8 protein-coding genes are annotated in these 18,195 nt (G+C 54.6%); 3 read left to right on the top strand and 5 right to left on the bottom strand.

The features are described 5' to 3' along the window. Positions 1 to 89 precede the first annotated feature (89 nt). From MRBLMR1_RS18900 to MRBLMR1_RS18890, 3 genes are read right to left on the bottom strand one after another with little or no spacing between them, the layout of a single operon-like run. A complete protein-coding gene (locus tag MRBLMR1_RS18900) occupies positions 90 to 6,050 on the bottom strand; it encodes a hypothetical protein (protein WP_500065648.1) in 5,961 nt (1,986 codons plus the stop codon). After that, positions 6,041 to 11,005 carry a DEAD/DEAH box helicase gene (locus MRBLMR1_RS18895; RefSeq protein ID WP_500065646.1) on the bottom strand — a complete coding sequence of 1,655 codons (4,965 nt, stop codon included), beginning with the start codon at positions 11,003 to 11,005 and terminating at the stop codon, positions 6,041 to 6,043. Before MRBLMR1_RS18895 ends, MRBLMR1_RS18900 begins: the two co-directional genes overlap by 10 nt. Beyond that, on the bottom strand, positions 11,002 to 14,085 hold the full coding sequence (locus MRBLMR1_RS18890; protein WP_500065644.1) for a hypothetical protein: 3,084 nt from the start codon (positions 14,083 to 14,085) through the stop codon (positions 11,002 to 11,004). Before MRBLMR1_RS18890 ends, MRBLMR1_RS18895 begins: the two co-directional genes overlap by 4 nt. 565 nt (positions 14,086 to 14,650) lie before the next feature. Between MRBLMR1_RS18890 and MRBLMR1_RS18885 the strand changes: the two genes are divergently transcribed. The 3 genes from MRBLMR1_RS18885 to MRBLMR1_RS18875 all read left to right on the top strand — a co-directional run bounded on the left by MRBLMR1_RS18885 (position 14,651) and on the right by MRBLMR1_RS18875 (position 16,880). Next, complete coding sequence (locus tag MRBLMR1_RS18885; protein ID WP_500065642.1) at positions 14,651 to 14,845, top strand: hypothetical protein; 195 nt, start codon at positions 14,651 to 14,653, stop codon at positions 14,843 to 14,845. A 71-nt stretch (positions 14,846 to 14,916) separates the two neighbouring features. Beyond that, positions 14,917 to 15,117, top strand: coding sequence for a type II toxin-antitoxin system prevent-host-death family antitoxin (locus MRBLMR1_RS18880; RefSeq protein ID WP_112201122.1), 201 nt, complete (start codon positions 14,917 to 14,919; stop codon positions 15,115 to 15,117). Positions 15,118 to 15,155: 38 nt separating this feature from the next. Next, positions 15,156 to 16,880: a recombinase family protein gene (locus tag MRBLMR1_RS18875; RefSeq protein ID WP_500065640.1), complete on the top strand. Its 1,725-nt coding sequence runs from the start codon at positions 15,156 to 15,158 to the stop codon at positions 16,878 to 16,880. A gap of 369 nt (positions 16,881 to 17,249) precedes the next feature. Here MRBLMR1_RS18875 and MRBLMR1_RS18870 read toward each other — a convergent pair whose 3' ends face one another. Continuing rightward, positions 17,250 to 17,540, bottom strand: coding sequence for a DUF1330 domain-containing protein (locus MRBLMR1_RS18870; protein WP_404946178.1), 291 nt, complete (start codon positions 17,538 to 17,540; stop codon positions 17,250 to 17,252). Between the two features lie 227 nt (positions 17,541 to 17,767). Beyond that, positions 17,768 to 18,193: an organic hydroperoxide resistance protein gene (locus MRBLMR1_RS18865; protein ID WP_500065638.1), complete on the bottom strand. Its 426-nt coding sequence runs from the start codon at positions 18,191 to 18,193 to the stop codon at positions 17,768 to 17,770. Positions 18,194 to 18,195 lie beyond the last annotated feature (2 nt).

Here is an 18,195-nt window from a genome sequence, read left to right as displayed (position 1 = left end):
CGGCTGAAATGCCCGGTGAGATCATTCGTCAAGTCCATGTGTGAAGCACCGTCTATATTGCCGTCTATATAGACAGAGCATCCACACTCTCACTCACTGCACAATGCGGCCCAACTCGGATGCGTACCCTCTTCCTGTATTCTCTCCCGTAGTAGGTCACCTAAGGCCGAAGGCGCGAAGATACCTCTCTTCGGAACCCACCGTTCCACGAGTCCCATGGCTTGAAGATCCGGTACAATGCTTTCCAAATCTAGGCCGAAGCGGCCTCTGACATCTTCGTCGAGCATGGCGTAGAACTCTAAGCTATCCGTCGCCGTCAAGGGTGCGAGATAGGACAGCATTTTCTTGTCGATCAATGAATTCGACGGTCCAAACTTATCGCGCAACGCCTCGATCGCCGATGATCGATCGTCCGCATTGATCAAGTTTTCGACCGCAAGAATAACTTGATCAGGAACCCCTCCGGTAGCGTCGAGAATCATTTGCCTCACCTCCCTGGTATCAAGAGTTGCTGGCCCCTCGATCTGTCGCATATGCATTCGCAGCATTTCGACCCCCCAGGGCGCAACGTGAGCTGAACTTTCTTTGCGACGTGCCGCGAGGTGACGCATGCTCTGGTGGGATGCGTCGACGGGAAAGACCGGCCGAACGCCGCCGCCGATAACGTTCGAATGTCGCTCTGCGAACTCTACGAGCCGCCCAGTTTCTTCTGGGTCACTGCCTTCGTGAACGACGACCACCATGTCGACACCTCGGCTTACCGGAGCATCGAGCAATCGCCTGAATTCTTTCGTAGTGCCCGTCTGTTCAATTTGGATACTAGCGCCAGCAACAGGCCCGGGAAGCCCCATTTCCTCTTGGATCCGGACAAACGCTTTGCCAACTTTGTCCAAGCCCAGAAGCTTGAGACCGCAAACAATTTTCACTCCAGGTGCACCCTGCTCAAGCAATCTTTCAACTTGCAGGTCTGTCAAGGGCATGTAGAGCCGTCGACTATTTTTGGGAGTGACGCTGCGTCGGTACGTGGCCTTATCGTAATTTGGCTTGCCTTCGCGGTCCTTAATCTTTCCAAGTTCATCGACCGCGTCATCCCAACTGCCGAGGACGGCGGCAACTTGTGGAGAGCGTAGGCAGTAAAGATGGCGACTTGTGTTAGGGATCAGTCGGCGCCCCAAGATCCCAAGATCCCACATCTCATCCAAAATCACCTCAAAAGCGGCGGCATCGAGCATCTCAGAGGTATGTGGCCAGTGCGGGGTTGCTTCTTCCAAAATATCCCGTGGTGAAAGTCCATCATGAAGGACTTCGCGCTCCCGACCTTCCGCCGACAGCAGAGCAAGTGTGTAAGCGATAAGCGCGTAACGTACGTCGAGATCGAGTGTCCAACGAAATTTCTTGCGAATGTTCTCTTGTATTCGGCCGAAATTCTCGTGATCGAAAAGCGTAGCGTCTGGTATTGTCCAAAGGGGTCCATCAGACCCCACAGTATATCCGCGACCCGAACCAGTACGGTGCAATTGCGAAAGAAGCCCTTTTGAATACTCCTGGACGAGAGACGGATAGTCATTTGCAAAAGCCAGGATTTTGTCCGGCGTCTCCTCCGTCTCATAGCGAAAACCTGCAGATCGCATTGGCGCAACGACCAACTCATGGGCCGCACGCTTGTCTTCTAGCGTCCGATTGAGGGGGCCAATCACGATCGGCTCACCCAAATGAGCGAGCGGTGAGTTCGATACATTGTGCAGACGCTGTACATTGTGAAGCCCAGCGAACACCACCTTGAAGGCACGATCTGTACTTTCCATAAGGTCTTTGAGCTTTGTAATCTCCCTGAATCCTGTCGTGCTTTCTGCTGACATGAATTCATCCGTTTCATCGAACAGCGCGATAATACGGCGACGGGTATCTTGGCTGAGCCAAAGTTTAATATTGTCAGCAATCTGGTCTCGGTCGCGGCGGCTTTCTTGCCTCACAATTCCGGGGGTTAGACTTAATTTTGCGTGGAGACGGGCCCAGATATTCTTGGCCGGATCATTAGGAAGGCCTAGATCGGTTACCTGGTCTCGGACGACGATCTGCCCTTCAGACGGATTATGACGGGTGCTCTCGACGTGACTTAACAACGCTGATTTACCCAGTTGCCGCCCCCCATATACCAAGCATCCGTCCGAGCTGCGTCGCATGATCGTTCGGATTTCGTCCTCCCGCCCAAAGAACATTTCCGGGGGCAAGACGGTGGCATCTGTCAGATACGGTTCAACGCGGCCGTATGGTAGACCGCAAGCAAAGATCACTTCTAGGCGAGTTTCACGCCGCGTCGCAACAAAGGCCAGGAGAGTTTCGTCGATCAAAACCGCCGGCTGTCCCGCCCCACGAAGTCGGCTTGCAAGTTCGCGCCTACGGCCCGCATCTAAGCGCGAGGTTATAACGATGAACGCGGGTTCATCTTGATCAAGAGTAGGTACCAGCGTTTCAGGAAGCACGGAGGAGTCAGCCATCACGAGCCGATACCTGCCCTTCGCGCGAGAACCAAAGACTGGTGGCAAAAACCAGTTGTCGGGCTCTGTACGAACTTCGGCTCGCAATGCAAAAGTCCACGCTTTTGCACTTTGAACGCGCGACATTTCGTCGAGTGTGGGGTTCAGGAAACCGAGGTCCTCAAACAACTTGCGAACTTTTGTGACAGCTGGGGAATTTGCCGCAACAGATCGTTGTATCTCCGACATGAGCCTCATTAATTCGACGGCGGGCTCCCTTCGGTCTGGCTCAGTCGCGAGAATCCCATCTGAAGAAAACGATCGAGCATATTCTTCGACGGAAGAAGGCCACGCATCCGCTACAGCTGCATCAACGAAGGTAGGAGAAAACGCCCCCATAGGCCCATCATCACTTCCATCCAGAAAGCCGATGGACCGACCATCACGTAACAATGCGATGCGGTTCTCAGTCGCCTCGAGGGTCATACCCTCGGCAATCTTTTGAAGTATAGTTGTCGCGTCTTCACTATTAACTGAGTTTATCAGCTCACGTACACGCGCTTCCTGTCCCTCGCGAACCGAGATCTCAGCGTGCTCAACAAACTTCTCAGCCATCTTTACGCTGCGCAACCACTTATCCAGGTCACGCAAACCTTGAATGCCACCAGCTGCGGCATCTTCAGCTTCGAGAAATGCCGATGTGCTGCCTTCCAGAGTCAGTGCCAAAGCCGGGTAATGCTCTTGCTGACGCAAATCTAGCTTAGAAAGTGTAATGACGCGCCGAGATAAATCTCGAGTTTTTTTCAATTGGCTGGTTGCGAACTCTAACTGCTCTCGCAGCAGGGCCATTCCATTCCCAGAGAGGCGCCCCGCTGTAGCGAAGGCGGCAGCAGCTCGGTTGGCCTCTATAGCCTCTTCAGTACTTGGTACGCCGGCATCGCACAATATCTTGAACACTTCTGACGAATTGCCGGAAATAAGGGCGCTACGCATTGCAGGAGTAAGTCGATCGAGCTCACCTAGCTCTATTTCACCGATTGGTGAGGTGAGGACATCACGCCCAGAGAGACTTGTCTCAACGTCAGCGATGCGTGCACTAATCCAAAGAGCCACTGCAGCATCTAGTTTGCTGTCTTGTTCCCTCGAAAAATCACGCAAGCCGTCTGATGCCTTGCGTAGATGCGACCTGAGTGTCTCAGCAGTTCTCTTGACGTTCTCATCATGGCGGGGATCGTATTTTGCTGGAGGGATCCGTGATATTTGCCACGAGCTGAGAAGGTCCGTTGCTATACCTAGCCTACGAACGAGGTAGTCGATTGTTGCACGAGGCAAACGAACCGCAGATCGCGATCCCAATGCAGCGTTCTCGTCAGCTAAGCTTTCGTCGACGGAATCATAGCTACCGTATCGATCAATCGCCTGCTGCACGACTGCATCTGCGTCGGGGGTGCCGCTTTTTATAGCCTCAATTGCGGCTCCTATCCCACCTCGCGAGCTAGCTACCCTATGCATAAACTTTGTGGATGGCTGACACGGACCGGTTCTCTGCGAAATTTCCGACGCCCACTCCTCGAGCTCACGGAGAATTTGCGTGCGTTTCAGCTCCACTGGTTTGCCAACTAGTCTGGCTAATACATCCCCGGCTGGTGGAAACTGATAATCCATTTCCACCACAAAATTTCGCAGATCGTTCAGCGCTGGGCCGAACGTCCCGAAATTAATCTCACTCAGCGGTGTTCTTGGAAAGGCGGAGGGAACAAAAATTGCCACATGAAGTGCTCCCGCGAAAAGCAGGGCGCTGCTAGTAGAATTAAGCTCTTCGGTGATTACCTCCGAGAGCGATGCACCTAGCTGAGCTGCCGGAGTGAATCCCACGTTAGGCGAACGTGCTAAAGCCGCCGCCCTCAGCACCCGCCCGTCGATTGGAGATGGATTAAGTGATGGTGTGATTTCAGCCGCAACGTTAAGGCAGTTCGCCTCAACCAAGTCCGCTATAAGATTAGAATAAAGCGGATCTACCAAATTCTCAGGTGCAGCCTGGCTTACGATCTCACTCCGCTCTTCCTCAGGCTCAATTTCTCGGATCGTTGTTCTGTTAGCGAAAACGTCCGCGGCGGCGCCATCGTTCTGCTTCCCTTCCAGAGCGGCGACCGGCGGCATCTGTTCAATGACCGGCTCACTTTTTTTATGCTGAATTAGGCCTTTATGTTCTTTAATCTCTGGGGTTGGCGACCTAGAGCCTACCCAAGGCTGGACATCGTCGTTCGACTGCCCCGAGTCCTCACCAGCTTCGATCTCATCCGCGGAACCGCCCTCGATGATATTTGGCGTATTGTCAGCGGCCTTATCGACAAGCTCTGTGATAGCAGACCACAGCTCGTCATTTCCTCCAGCGTTACTGACGGTGTTAATGAGCTCCTCAACGACTTTGCTACGCAGCGATTCAAGCCGATCAAATTTTGCCTTTTCCCTAGTCGCTGTTGCCAGAGCAAGGTGGGCACCTGCGAAATCATCCTTCGCAAGCAGTTCTGAGGCCAACCCCTTAGCCTCAGCAGAGAGCTGTTGTGAGACAGCAATGGCGTCCTTCTGCGTGTCCAACGCAGAAAGAAGTTCTGTAACGATCACTTTGGCCCCGCTTAATCGAATCCAAGCACTTACTTCTTGGACGGATAGGCCGCACACATCTTCCAACCTTCTGGCCAAAGCATCCGGCTCAGGGTCCTCAGATGCTGCTTTCGCTAACACTGGAAGCTGACTTGCCAGCATGGCAAAACGGTCAAAAATTTCGGACGATGCTTCGGGTTCCAGCGCTTCCAGCATTTGATAGAGAAGCGTTACGGCGTCATCAAAGGCGTCGGCATCAAAAGGTACACGCGCGAGCAGAGCATCCACATCGTTCAGCACGGCAGCGTCGTCTCCTACGCTAGCCAGGTCGGCTCTACCTTCATCCGGTTGACAATTCACTTGCGAGGCATTCGCGTCACCTAGAAAGCATGATTGCCGCTCTGAAAGAAATTCACTCCCGCTCTTAGTATCCTTCAAATCCTGAAACGACAGTATTGCGCTTTCATAAAACACAGCGAGCACAATCTCGACTGGCAGGGGTGATAATTCGTTCTCAAGGATGTTTGTCAGTTGCTTTTTAAGCGCCGGGCGACTCGCGAGCCGCATAGCCCCCACGGGCTTTTTCTCCAGCTTTCTGCGCACTTTGTTCGGCGATAGAGCCGAGAAAAGCAACTGTTCAAAAAAGCACGCCGCATAGGGTTTCGCCTCTACCCGATCCAGGTACGCTTCATAAAATGAAACAGGTTCGAAAGGATCGATGTCCTCTCCCATTTCGGCGATTATTGCTTTCCGCTCGCGTACGCTAAAACGACCCTCACTAACTAAGAATTCCAATACGTCTGGAGCGAGTGATCGCAACGGGAACTTTGGCCACGCTGCAATTGCTTCGAGGGCTTTTCCCAGTTCCTCTCCATCTACTAGCTTCTTAATCACCAGTAGAAATTCGAAGGTTGAAGGGACAACCTTAGCCTCGCCTTCGCGCCCAATCTGAATTGAATTCAAGAGCATTGATACCGCCCGCTATGACCATGTTCAGCAAGTATTCCGTCGATCCACGCCAATACTGGATGACGATTAAGCTCATGCCAAATTCGTTGATTTGAATAATCGTGGAGACATCTCACGCAAGCTCTTAAACAATCCGGGTTGCTGCAATCCAATATAGATCGCGCTGATGTTAGGAGATCCTGTAATCCAAAACCTACGTCGCGAGCGAGGCGTCCTGCGTAACCGGCACCACCGGACACAGCATCGTAGAGTACGACAATCGGCTGATTGTCCAAGTACTGAAGTAGCGCGCGTATATCTCGAGGGTCTGTCTCTAGAAGTCGCGATGCACCAAGCCTCATCGCTTCCTGCATCGTTCTGTAAAGCTCTGGAGTTTCCTCAATGTGACGTCCGCCACTGTCGCGAGCTCCTCCAACGAATAGAAAGCCGCGGACATCTGTCTCAAAGACATGAGCCAAGTCCACCGCAGGAACTCGCTGGTTCGGATCGAAGCGGCAATCAATGCCAGTGCGCGGATTTCTGTGAGGGGAGAGCTGTACGCCTCTAGGCTTCTGCCAGCGCAATCCCGGTCCATCCCCCTCTGCGGGAGCAGCGTGTTCGCAATTCCTGCACCACGCAAAGCCACCTTTCTTTTTGCCTGTATTTACAGTGATTATCCGCCCTAACTCATGATCGGGACGGTTGGATCCGGGCGCATGAAAGCTAAGTATCGAGGACACATCTGTCGCCTGGTAACGACTACGCGGGGCATGAGTAAGGAGCCTTGCATCATCTGCAATCGTGGGTCTTAACCGCGATGCGCCCGGATCGCGCCCATCCGAATCTACGCACGATGTCAAAAATCCGCGAGGACGAAGAAAGCGTCGTGTTCTGTTCGATGGTTCAAACAACGTGTCGCATTGTGCACAGTTCAGACTCGGCTCAACCGCTCCTTCGGTGATCTGAGGGCACCCGCAGCTTAAGCATAACCTCAGTTGCTGTCGTTCAACGAATGCGTCGTCGCCCGTGAAACGTGAACGCTTAGAAATACCAGCAGACGTCCATACTCTGCCGCCGGCGACAACCTCCGAACCAGGCGCATATTCCGTGATGCCGATACCGCCGTCACGATCAAGCTCCAAAGGCGCCGCATCCCGTGTCTGACGTGCACCGGTCAGAACCTCAAGCGAAACAGAGTGGACTGGAAAGGCGTAAGTCGGAATAACGGCGCGGCGCGACAGCTGCTCAATCAAGAACTGGTTGAGATAAAGAGCTTGCTGGGTACGCAGGCTTGCAAGTGAGCGATCTATCCGGGTTATTTGCTCTGCGTCGGTCGCGGCAAAAGTGCGACGCCGCTCTTCAAGTTCATCAATTCCCTCCTGCATAATCTGCCAACGGCCGAAAATTGAGTCAGTAAAATCGGAAACGCGCGAACGAAAGGTCGTAACAAGCTCATCTCGCGAGAGACCGATGTTTTGGATCTCGGCCGGTAACGATGATGACAGTTCGGCTCCATTAGTGAATGCTTCACTCGCAGCGGGCCCAGCTAACCAAAAAGTTAGATCGTCGTCAAAACGAGTTCTTTCTTCGTCTGTGAGGACGGCTCCAAACACATCACGAATACGCGCAGCACCAGACCGAGTGTTTCCGGCAAGCTTGTGGTCTAAAAAGCTCGCTAATACCAAAGACATTTGATGGCGATGAAAGAACCCCGCGTTGTCTAACGAAAGGTAAGGTACTCGCGGACGCTCAGCTAAGTAATCTCCGAACTCAGCGAAGACAGCTTGATCAAAACGTCCTGACCTAGCTGTGGTGACTACGATTGGCGCAACTTGCGCCCTGCGACCGGCACGGCCGGCACGCTGCTGATAGTTAGCAATGGAGGGCGGAACATTCTTGCATAAAACGGCCTCTAGATCGCCTAGATCTACACCCATTTCCATTGTTGTCGTACAAGAAAGAAGATTTACCTCACCTCGTTTGAAATCTTCTTCAATGTTATTCCGTACGTGAGTGGCAATTGCAGCTGTGTGCTCCCTAGCTATAGCGAGCTTAGGCTTGTCGCGATATCTAGCCACATAATGGTTTTGATCAGAAAGTGCCTCCCTGTCCTCAACCGTCATCATTTGCAGTTGACCTGTGCACCTTCTCGACTGGCAAATTCCAGCTGTATTCAACTGTGTTCGGGTTCCGCAGGCGCTGCACCTATACAGTGGGCTGTCCATACCTGGGGCGACACGAAGTGAGCGATCCAGTTTGAAACCGAGACCACCGTGATGTGGAGCCATCATAGAGCGTGAACCCTGCAACGCCCGCCAGAACGCGACGAGTACATCTCTGCACGCGTTCCCATCCATGATGACGCCAACGGCATCGCCCATTTTTTTCAGTAGGGTTGTGAACCGATTATCGCGGTTCCCCGAGGGTACATAGTTCAGCGCAAGGGAGGCATTTGCAATTCGGTCACGACTGATACGTCTTCCCTCCTGTGCATTTACGCGGTTCCAGATCGACTCATCAACGAAATCGATTCCACCAGATCCAGGGACAGCGAAAGCGCGATGCTCTCGCGCACACTTGAGCAGATAGCCTACATATGCCCCGGCAAACGGTTTAAGCTCTTCGGGTAGCACTTGCTCAACAGCACGGATTGGCCTGTCGACGTGTTCATAGGTTACTTTGATCAAACCAAAGCCTTCCAATGAAAGGCGCCCGCGACCGAAGACGCTAAGTTCAGCCGCAATGTGTGCCTTCAAGCGGCGCTCTTCGTTGGGCCCCTCTTGGCGCGCCGGGTCCACGCCAGCTGAATAGAGACGTAGACCGTCCTCTCGCAATTCTGCTCTGACTGCTGTGACAAGATTATCAAGATCGACTTCAGTACGACCTCGTTCAAGGGTCCGTAGCAGAGCGCCTCTGACTGCCATGTCCCTAGCAGTACGTTCAAAGAAGGGTGCGAAGAATGCAGCATCCTGGCGGTTATCCGAAAAAACCAATAGGTTTCGGCCACCCATAGGTTGTCCCTCGCCGACATCGCGGGCAGGAAGCGCTTCGAGGAGGGACTGTGCGGCCACAGCGGAGAAAGCTTCGTCTCCCGGATGGACAGCCGTGATAGGCTCCAGATAGCGCGCCGACTGGTGCCCGCACGCTACGCACGCCCGCAAGTGCGGCATATCTTCATCGGCGCTCGGTTGAGGCTGTATTAGTTCAACCGCTAGAGCTCCAATCTCGTCTTGCTCAAGCGGTTCGCCAGTGTTCGGGTCCAGAAAAACTAAGTGCGGAGCGTCAGCTTCGTCCCCTTCCTCGCGATCGTCTTCCTCTGCGAAAGTTCCAGGCATGATCCGCAGCAGACGACGCGCGTTTGGCCCAATATTCTCGGAACCTAATGAAGATGCACTTTCCCAGGCTTCAAAATATGGCTCACCACAGTTCCTGCATACCATTAACGGATAAACGGGTCGCCCGTCAGTGTCCCTTGACGACCCGACATGAACTTGTCCCACACCCTCCGGATCACTAGCATCGAGGGCCGCTCCCACTCGATCAACTGACGAGGCAATCATGTGATAACGCGCAGGAAGAAGCGGAAAAACCGATCCGTCACGACTGACCGCCAAGACCGCTACCGAGATCAGTCCAACGAGAGCCTCTTTCGCTTCATCGGGCTCAGCGTGAGGAAAAACTATCGAAGCTAACTCGTCTAGCGTGGCAGCCCCCCTATCCAAAGCGACGGCAAGCGCATGAACTTCGTCGAACTGGCACAGCAAATAAATGAGCGCATCGCCTAGACTTTCGCCTGACGCTACCTGGAGAGCATCCAACCCCTCAAGGTTACACTCGAAGTTCCAATCTTCTGCTAATATGGGATTTCCGCTGAGCGTCTGGTCTCGCACCATAGACGCCAAACTCAATGCCTGTGCCCACTGCCCTGTCGATAATCCGCTGGATCTTTGGTCACATGAGATAAACGCCGGGTGACGACGTCTCTGAGAGGTAATTACCGAGCTCTCTCCAGCGAACGGTTCACCAAACAGCCGTTGAGCAAAATCTGCTAGTTCCGCCGTGCGCGCAGGATCTAGAGAAGCAGAGGTTCCTACACAACGCATCCCACCGGCGGTGTTTTCCAAGTAAGCCTTCAGCCGGCGAAGAAGAAATGCGACTTCAATTGCCTGCGCCCCGGCGTAAGTATGGATTTCGTCAAGTACAATCCATCTTAATTCGGCCCCGCGCAAAATATTGCGGTTTGTCGGCAGCAGCAGAATATGCTCGAGCATTGCATAATTTGTGATCAAAATATGAGGCGGACTTGCTTTCATCTCCTCTCGAGAAAGAAGCCATTCAGCCGGCACATCAGCATCTTCGCCGAATGCTTCAGCAAATGTCGGGCTTGCCTTAAGCCTGTTCTCTTCCTCCCCCCGTGTCGAACGAGAGCTGACTTGGCCAGTATAACGACCCAACGTGATTCCAGGATTTTCGAGATCTCGGAAAAGCAGCGTCGCGATCCGCGTAAGTTGATCGTTGGCAAGAGCGTTCAAAGGATAGACAAGGATTGCCCGGACGCCGGGAGTCTCCAGATCACCCTGCTTTAGGATGTCATCCACCAATGGATAGAGGAAGCTCTCAGTCTTGCCAGATCCTGTACCCGTAGCAACTAGATAGTTGTCGCTTCTAAGCAACGCGGCTTCCTGGTGGGCGTGAAGCTGACGTTGCCAGAGACCAGGTCTCGAATGAGACATCACGTCCCATCCATCGTGCAAAAAGCCGTCTTCGTGCAGTCCAGCCAGGGATCGGCCTTTTACGAAATCTGGAAGAGTTTCGACGTATGGGCCTTTGACAAGATCTCTGGAGCGCACGGCCTCTCTAACCTTGGCCGCGAGATGGGGTGCTCGCACTTCATTCACGGGCGACGAGGTGGCCACAAAACGGCCAAGCGCAGAATTCAACGAATCGCGAAATCGATTTGGATCAAGGTCATTCATGCGTCTAGTTTCTGCTTTGCGTGTTCTCGGGCTGCATGGTCCCAAACGGTCAAGAAATGCGCCAGAGCTTCTACGCCGACGCGGCAAATTAGGGTGAGAGTGCCGCCAACCTCGACATGAGAAAGCCCTGTCCGACGAACCATCTCGTTGAAAGCGGCCTCTGCATTGTTAAGGCGCGAAGCTCGAGCGAACCTTTCAATAAGCGATACTAATCGTGCGCCTAGCAAGTCGTGTCCCATTGTACGATCGAAAGCTCTCAGACGGTCCAGCTCCGGTACATCCACAAAACTGAGAAGCCGGACCGCGTTACCGACCGGACTATCATTAGTCATTTCGGCTAAGTCGGGCCGTGCTAATCTGGTTCGAATTGCCACAAACGCGGCATCTAAACCTCCGGCGCTGAGTTCACGAGGTAATCCTTCACCGCTCGCAATTCTATTCAACCAAGCGAGAAGTGGGGCTTCACCTGAGGGATCGGGTAGGTCGCTCGGAGCCTCGATATCTGCCATTCTAGCCAAAGGCGATAGATCGGGATGTGTGCCTAACCGGCTGAAAACGGGCAGAGCAGACTCGAAAAGCCACGGCGCCCCGCTGAGAATGTTTGCCCTTGGCAGTCCACCAGATGACCGCTCAACCGCAAGCGCGGGCAGAATGCGTGATGCAATACGCTCTCGCCCAGTCTCAGTGATGATTTCCTGAAGATAAAGCCCTAGTGTTTCAGATACTTGAACACTTGTAGATACGGTCGTCGGCTCTACCAACAATTTTGCAAGCGAAAGCAGATTGGCGGCGTTCACTGCGACCTTAGCCCCTTTCAGGCCCACTGCCGCAAGGTGGCCATCGGCACCACAAACGGGATCGAAATGATCAAAGCCTGAACGTCGGGTAGAAATTTCCATTCTCGCCGGCGGATACGTGTTCCGCCAGGACACCGTGATCTGAACCAGGTGTCTTTCATCTACTTGGACTGACACTCCCTCAGGAAGTCGAGCGGTGACGGAGCGTCCGCCTAGGGCGGCAAAGCCTTGATGAGAGTCCCCGCTGACTGTTTCGATCCGGATGCCGACCGCATCGATGCGACTCTGAGGCTTGAACGTAATTCGCAGAACTGAACCGTCGTCTTCTACCCCAAGCTCAATTGGGTCGTCTACTCGAGTGATCCGCGCCATAAGTTCCGATGAACCATTCGGGAACTCAAGTAGAATACGATCGTCTGAACTTTTCTCTAGTAGCTCTGCTCCAATTGTAAACTCGGTTCGGTTGACGAGTGGGGAACGTTTTAAAGCCCCCAAAACACGAACATCCGCTCGGCATCCCGGCGCATGCAGGGTTAGCGTGTCATTTCTGCTGTTATTAGAGAGGATCAGATGCGTTCCTCGTGGAACTCGTTCTCGATCGCTTGTGGCCACTTTGTTTCGCCAAAGCCTGATCCCTCGAAACGGGCAGAGGAATTCCACAAGGTTGCTCTTGATGCGGACCGCAAGTACCGCCGCTTCGACAGCGGCTTCAGGGTTCATCCAAATGCGACCTTTTGCGCAATCAAAGCCAGCTGAACGGGCAACATCGTATGTGGACGGCATTGGAGCATCATCAATATCGCCGCTCGAGTGACGGCTAACACCTGGCCATACGAATGCGGTGGTCCGAAGCTCCGCCCGTGCATCCGCCTCCTTCTTGGCACCGATTACCAGCACTTCGAATTTGGCGAGCACCGGATCACCCGACTTAGCAAGACCGAGAGATTCGAAACTGACCCGCGCGCATCCGTTTTGGTCCGGCACAATTGGGAAATGTCGGATGCCTGTTTCGGTGGATAGTCGAAGCAGCCGCGATCCAGGAAGCGCCGGATTGAGCTGGATATCTAGAAATCCTTCACCGGCGTATAGCGGGCGCGTCCCCGCATGACCCAAGACGCGAGCGTCCAGTCGCAATGACGGCTCGACACCACGTGAAAGCTCTATCTGTTCGCCACTTGCAAACTCCAGCTTGGTGTCTTCATCAAGGTCAATCCATGCCAACCAATAGCGGGTATCCTTTGCTGGCTCTGCAGGTCCAAATGAAGATGTCTGAAAATCACGCGCCGCCAAGGCAATATGCCTTGGAGAATTGAGCGTAATGGAGCCATCGCCAACGTCCGCTCGCAGCTCAAGCGCGCCAGTATCGGCATCAAAAAGGAGGATCTCGTTTACCTTCGGTGCCACGAAAATTTCCTGATGGCGCCCAGCGCTCCAGATCAAATTCTCAGGCCATGGTGTCGGCAATACTTGCGGCACTCCGCCGGATAATCGAGTTGGGAACGCACCAATTTTGACTGTTTGAGCAATTTTCGCAGGCTCCGGCAAAACTGCTAGGCCGTCACGAAACCAGATGACAGTTGGAGGGCTTACTATCTGCTCTTTTCTTACCCCCTGCGCGCGAGCAGCCCGGTCGAGCGCCGCGTACAGGACCTCGTCACGACCTGTTTCTGCCCGTTCTCCTATCCTCCACCTATTCGACCGGACGGCGTAGTGCCCCACTTTGTCGAAAAGAACCGCAGCGCGTAGCCGACTTAAGGTCTCCGGGCACCATTGGAGTGCGCGACGCTGCCACGCGACTGCCATTGGTGTGTCTTCTGTAGCAGGCGGACCAAGACGGGCCATAGTCGCGATGATAGCATCAGCTAAGGGCTGAATTTGAGAATCAGCCACGCCCAACGGGGCGAAGAACAATGGCGTAGGATCATTCCCCGACAACGCCACCCCGATTCGAGCTGCCGCATTTCTGTAACTCAGTTTGAACGCTTGGCGCCTGGCGGGGTCGAGTAAATCGACGCCAAGAGCATCTGATATGTGGCGATAGACCTCGGACGTGCCTGATCCATAATTCTCCGCCAAAGGGGCGAGCGTCGCCCAAACACCAAGGCACGGAGAGCTACTGAAAAGTCGAGAAACACCAAATCGGCCATTTGCCGCAACAGCTCGAGCCATCGCGCGCGCTTCGGAAGCGTCTAACGGCTCGATTTGTCCAGGATACGGCGTGGAATGACGCCCTATCCAGATCCGCTGCAGAACTTCTTCTAAGCTAGTTGCATCCCCCACCATTAGGATATCATCCCCATAAGGTGGTCTAATGCAAGCACAAATTGCTTAGCGGCAATCAACGATCCAGAATTGTTCCAAAGGGTTGGCAGCGATCTAATGAGGGCGCTCGAGTGGATTGTGCTATTCTGCGTTTCGGAGGAAGCGTGCATATTCGACAGGCTATTGATCGAAAGCGAATACGTCGTATTTTAGCGATAGAGAATTTGAAACTCGTCGCTCCGCCAATAGAATCGTAGCGACTTGGTCGCTACTCAGAGATATTCGCCACCATTGTGCATAAAAGGTTTCAGAGCCAATATACTGTTAAAATTAGAATGATGAGAATTACATTCACGCTATACCCCTACTTCAAGTCTGTTCGAGTCCCCAATGCTCCGCTATTTATATCTTAGTGAACTGGCGGAGCATGCAGGATTCAAACATGCGAGACTGTCCATTGCTACCCCGTCCTTTTTCCACACCACAGTATCCTATTCACCGCACAGACGTGCCCGAGCCCTTCCCTGCGATGTCATTCCGCGTTTCCATTGCTCCACCCCTTTCCGGGCATGGGATATTGGAGACGATGGCAGTCAAGCGGAACAGGATCAATATCGAGGTTATACCCTCGACCGGCCCGGAAACGGACCGGCACGATCCTGCGCGCAAAGACGCCGCCGTGATGTCACTGGCTCGCCTGATCGGTCGCCAGATCGCCCGCGAGCAGTTCGAGCGCAAACTGAAAGCAGAACGCAAAGCACAACGCCACCTGCGTAGCTGACCTGCAAATTCTCTTGCATTTATACGTGTAACACGTATTATATAAGCAGACCTATTCTCCTGGAGTCTGCGATGCCAACCACAACCTCCCTCGAATTCCAGCGCAAGTTCGGACAGTACCTGAACGAGTCTCATCGTGAACCGGTGGAGATCACGCGACATGGACGGCGCGAGTTTGTGCTGATGTCGGCCGCCCAATATGACCAGCTACTGTCAGCGGCGCAGCGCAGCGGCAAATCCGTCGAAGCCGCCTCCGAACGTGAACGGAATTAACCTCTCCCCCGGACACGGAGCTTGAAAGGACTGCCGATATGACCCGCGTTGCGCTCTATGCCCGATATTCTTCCGACAATCAGCGCGAAGCGTCGATTGAGGACCAGTTGCGCATCTGCCGCGAACAAGTGAAGCGCGAGAAGTGGAAGATCGTCGGAACCTACAAGGATGCGGGCATCTCCGGCGCGAGTATGATCCTGCGCCCCGGCATCCAGGCGCTTCTGCAGGACGCACAGGCAGGACAGTTCGATATCGTGCTGGCAGAAGCGCTCGATCGCATCAGTCGTGACCAGGCTGACGTCGCCACCTTCTACAAGCACCTCAAGTTCGCCGGCGTTCCGATTGTCACGCTATCCGAGGGCGAGATCAGCGAGCTTCATGTCGGCCTCAAGGGCACAATGAACGCGCTGTTCCTGAAAGACCTTGCCGCCAAAACCCATCGCGGCATCCGTGGCCGCGTCGAGGACGGCAAGTCAGGCGGCGGACTGTGCTTTGGCTACAATGTCGTCAAGCAGCTTGATGCGCGCGGCGATCCCATTCGCGGCGACCGGGAAATCAACGAAGCCGAAGCGAATGTTGTCCGCCGCATCTTCCGCGAGTTCGCCGTCGGCGTGGGTCCGCGCACAATCGCCCGCACATTGAACGAGGAAGGTGTCCCCGGTCCGGCTGGCAAGCTCTGGAGCGACACAACCATCCGGGGCCATGTGAAGCGCGGCACGGGGCTGGTGAATAATGAACTTTATATCGGTCGTCTGATCTGGAACCGGCTTCGTTACATCAAGGATCCATCGACCGGAAAGCGCGTCTCACGCCTGAACCCGGAAGCGGAATGGATCATCAAGGATGTGCCGGAGCTGCGTATTGTCGATGACGAACTCTGGCATTCGGTCCGTGTCCGGCAGGGCGAGATCGCCGAGAAGTTTGCCAACGTTACCGAAGCCGTGCGAAAGCACCAGAAAAAGAATCGCCTGAACGGCACACGTCGGCCGAAGTCCCTTCTGTCCGGCCTGGTCTTCTGTGGCTGCTGCGGAGGCCCCTACTCGCTTCGCGGCGCTGATCGGTTCGCCTGCTCGAACCACATCAGCAAGGGCGCGTGCTCTAACAGCCGCACGATCCCGCGTGAGGATCTGGAAGCCCGCGTGCTCTCCGGCCTGAAGGACCAGATGATGGCGCCTGAGATCGTTGAGGAAGCGATGCGCGCCTATGCGGAGGAGACCAACCGGCTGAACCGGGAACGCCGCTCCAGCGGCGATGCTTGGAAAGCGGAACTGGTAAAGATCGAGATGCAGATCCGCGGCATCATTGAGGCGATCAAGGCCGGCATGTTCCATGAGAGCATGAAGGCAGAGATGGACACACTGGAGGCGCGCAAGACCGAACTGAACACCCTCCTGGCCGACGCGCCAGAGGACACACCGGACATTCTGCCGAGCGCCTCGGCGATCTATGCAAAGAAGGTTTCTGCCCTGACGAAGGCGCTCAATCGCAAGGAGGAGCGGCAGGAAGCGGCGGAGACATTGCGCGGCCTGATCGAGAAGATTTCGCTGACGCCGGGGCCAGAACGCGGCGAGATTTATGCAACGCTGCACGGCGAACTGGGCACAATTCTCAATTGGACGGAGCGGCAAGTCATTGGAAAGTCCGTAAAAACAACAAAACCCGCATCGGATGCTGCGGGTTTGTCGTTATCAGTGGTTGCGGGGGCTCACAACCAACCATTCCTGCGGCTGGTTGAAAAGCGTCTTCCAAAGCTAGCGGCCTAGGCTCGCGACTTCGCCAGTTCAACTACCTGTTTACCCGCCCACCTATTTTATGCTGTGGCCCGCCTATTCTCCCCCACATACAACCGCGGTTGCACCGAAATTGGCTGGCATCCCAGCCACCGGCAAACCTGCCGTGCTTGGTCCCACGACTACCTCCATTCATTGATGATAGGTGCACATCGTACGCTGGGCGGCCTTGTCTGCCGTTTCTTCCCAACATTGAAAAGGAAGATCTGAGTGGACGGGATGACGAGATACCCTTCGAAAAAGCTGCACTCTTTCTTCGGAGAGCATCTTGTTGATGGACTGGCGCCCGCCCAGAAGGCCGGGGACTATTGATGACGTTTACGGGATCGGAAGCGAGGCAAACTACTTGATCCCGTCTATGATAAAGGACCGATAGTCCGCCCCGAGAAACCGGTGTTTCACGGCAGCTTGGTACCCGGGACTGTCGTAAAAGGCGCGTGCCGCCTCCATAGTGGGAAAACTGACCATCACCACACCGTCGGGAGCTGCCCCCTCCAGAACGTCCTGAGGGCCGTGGGCGGCGAGTACGGTTCCTCCCGATTCCCCCAGCAATGGCCTCAACATTTCCGCATAAGTCTGCAGTTCAGCTGCATCGCGGCTACGTTCTTGAATGAAAATGGCATAAGCGGTCATGTTAAATCTCCTTAAGAGTTCCGGACCCGGTCGGTTGCAATTGACGACCTTGCTTACGACGGGTCGTTTGAAGGCTGCGCGGGCTTGTCGAGGTCGAAGACGATATCGATCGCAGGGAGGATTTCGAGCTACGCTAGCCGTTGACGGGGGATATGGGGGAGCCGGATCTGCAGGTCAGGGATCGACGCGTTGTTGCCCTTCCGTCCTATCCGCCTCCCGCATCGACATCAGGTCGTCTTAACGGTGATGGCGACGTCGATATTGCCCCTTACCGCGTTCGAATAGGGGCACGTCGCATGCGCCGCCTGTACGATCTCCTCAGCCGTTGCCTGATCGAGACCGGTAATCGCGACGTCGAGCGTCACTGAAAGCACGAAACCACCGCTCCCATTGGGTGACAAGCCCACTTCGGCCACCACCACGATGTCGGTATCCTTCACCCTGGTCGCCTTGTTGCGGGTGACGTCGATCACCGCATTTTCGAAGCAGGCCGCATAGCCGGCCGCGAACAGTTGCTCGGGATTAGTCGCACCGCCCTTGCCGCCCATCGTCGTGGGCAGCGCCAGCGGAAGATCAAGAAGGCCGTCTTCGCTGCGGACGGTACCGCTGCGGCCACCGATCGCGGTGACTTTAGTGCTGTAGAGTGCGCTCATCC

The sequence above is a fragment of the Neorhizobium sp. LMR1-1-1.1 genome (assembly GCF_040675795.1).
Lineage (GTDB): Bacteria > Pseudomonadota > Alphaproteobacteria > Rhizobiales > Rhizobiaceae > Neorhizobium > Neorhizobium cellulosilyticum.
Note: the sequence above shows the minus strand (reverse complement) of the source record. Positions and strands in the feature narration are given on the sequence as shown.

Coding starts and splice junctions, on each gene's coding strand:
- MRBLMR1_RS18870 (WP_404946178.1), bottom strand. CDS start 17,540: ATGACCGCTTATGCCATTTTCATTCAAGAACGTAGCCGCGATGCAGCT.
- MRBLMR1_RS18900 (WP_500065648.1), bottom strand. CDS start 6,050: ATGCTCTTGAATTCAATTCAGATTGGGCGCGAAGGCGAGGCTAAGGTT.
- MRBLMR1_RS18875 (WP_500065640.1), top strand. CDS start 15,156: ATGACCCGCGTTGCGCTCTATGCCCGATATTCTTCCGACAATCAGCGC.
- MRBLMR1_RS18865 (WP_500065638.1), bottom strand. CDS start 18,193: ATGAGCGCACTCTACAGCACTAAAGTCACCGCGATCGGTGGCCGCAGC.
- MRBLMR1_RS18885 (WP_500065642.1), top strand. CDS start 14,651: ATGGCAGTCAAGCGGAACAGGATCAATATCGAGGTTATACCCTCGACC.
- MRBLMR1_RS18890 (WP_500065644.1), bottom strand. CDS start 14,085: ATGGTGGGGGATGCAACTAGCTTAGAAGAAGTTCTGCAGCGGATCTGG.
- MRBLMR1_RS18880 (WP_112201122.1), top strand. CDS start 14,917: ATGCCAACCACAACCTCCCTCGAATTCCAGCGCAAGTTCGGACAGTAC.
- MRBLMR1_RS18895 (WP_500065646.1), bottom strand. CDS start 11,005: ATGAATGACCTTGATCCAAATCGATTTCGCGATTCGTTGAATTCTGCG.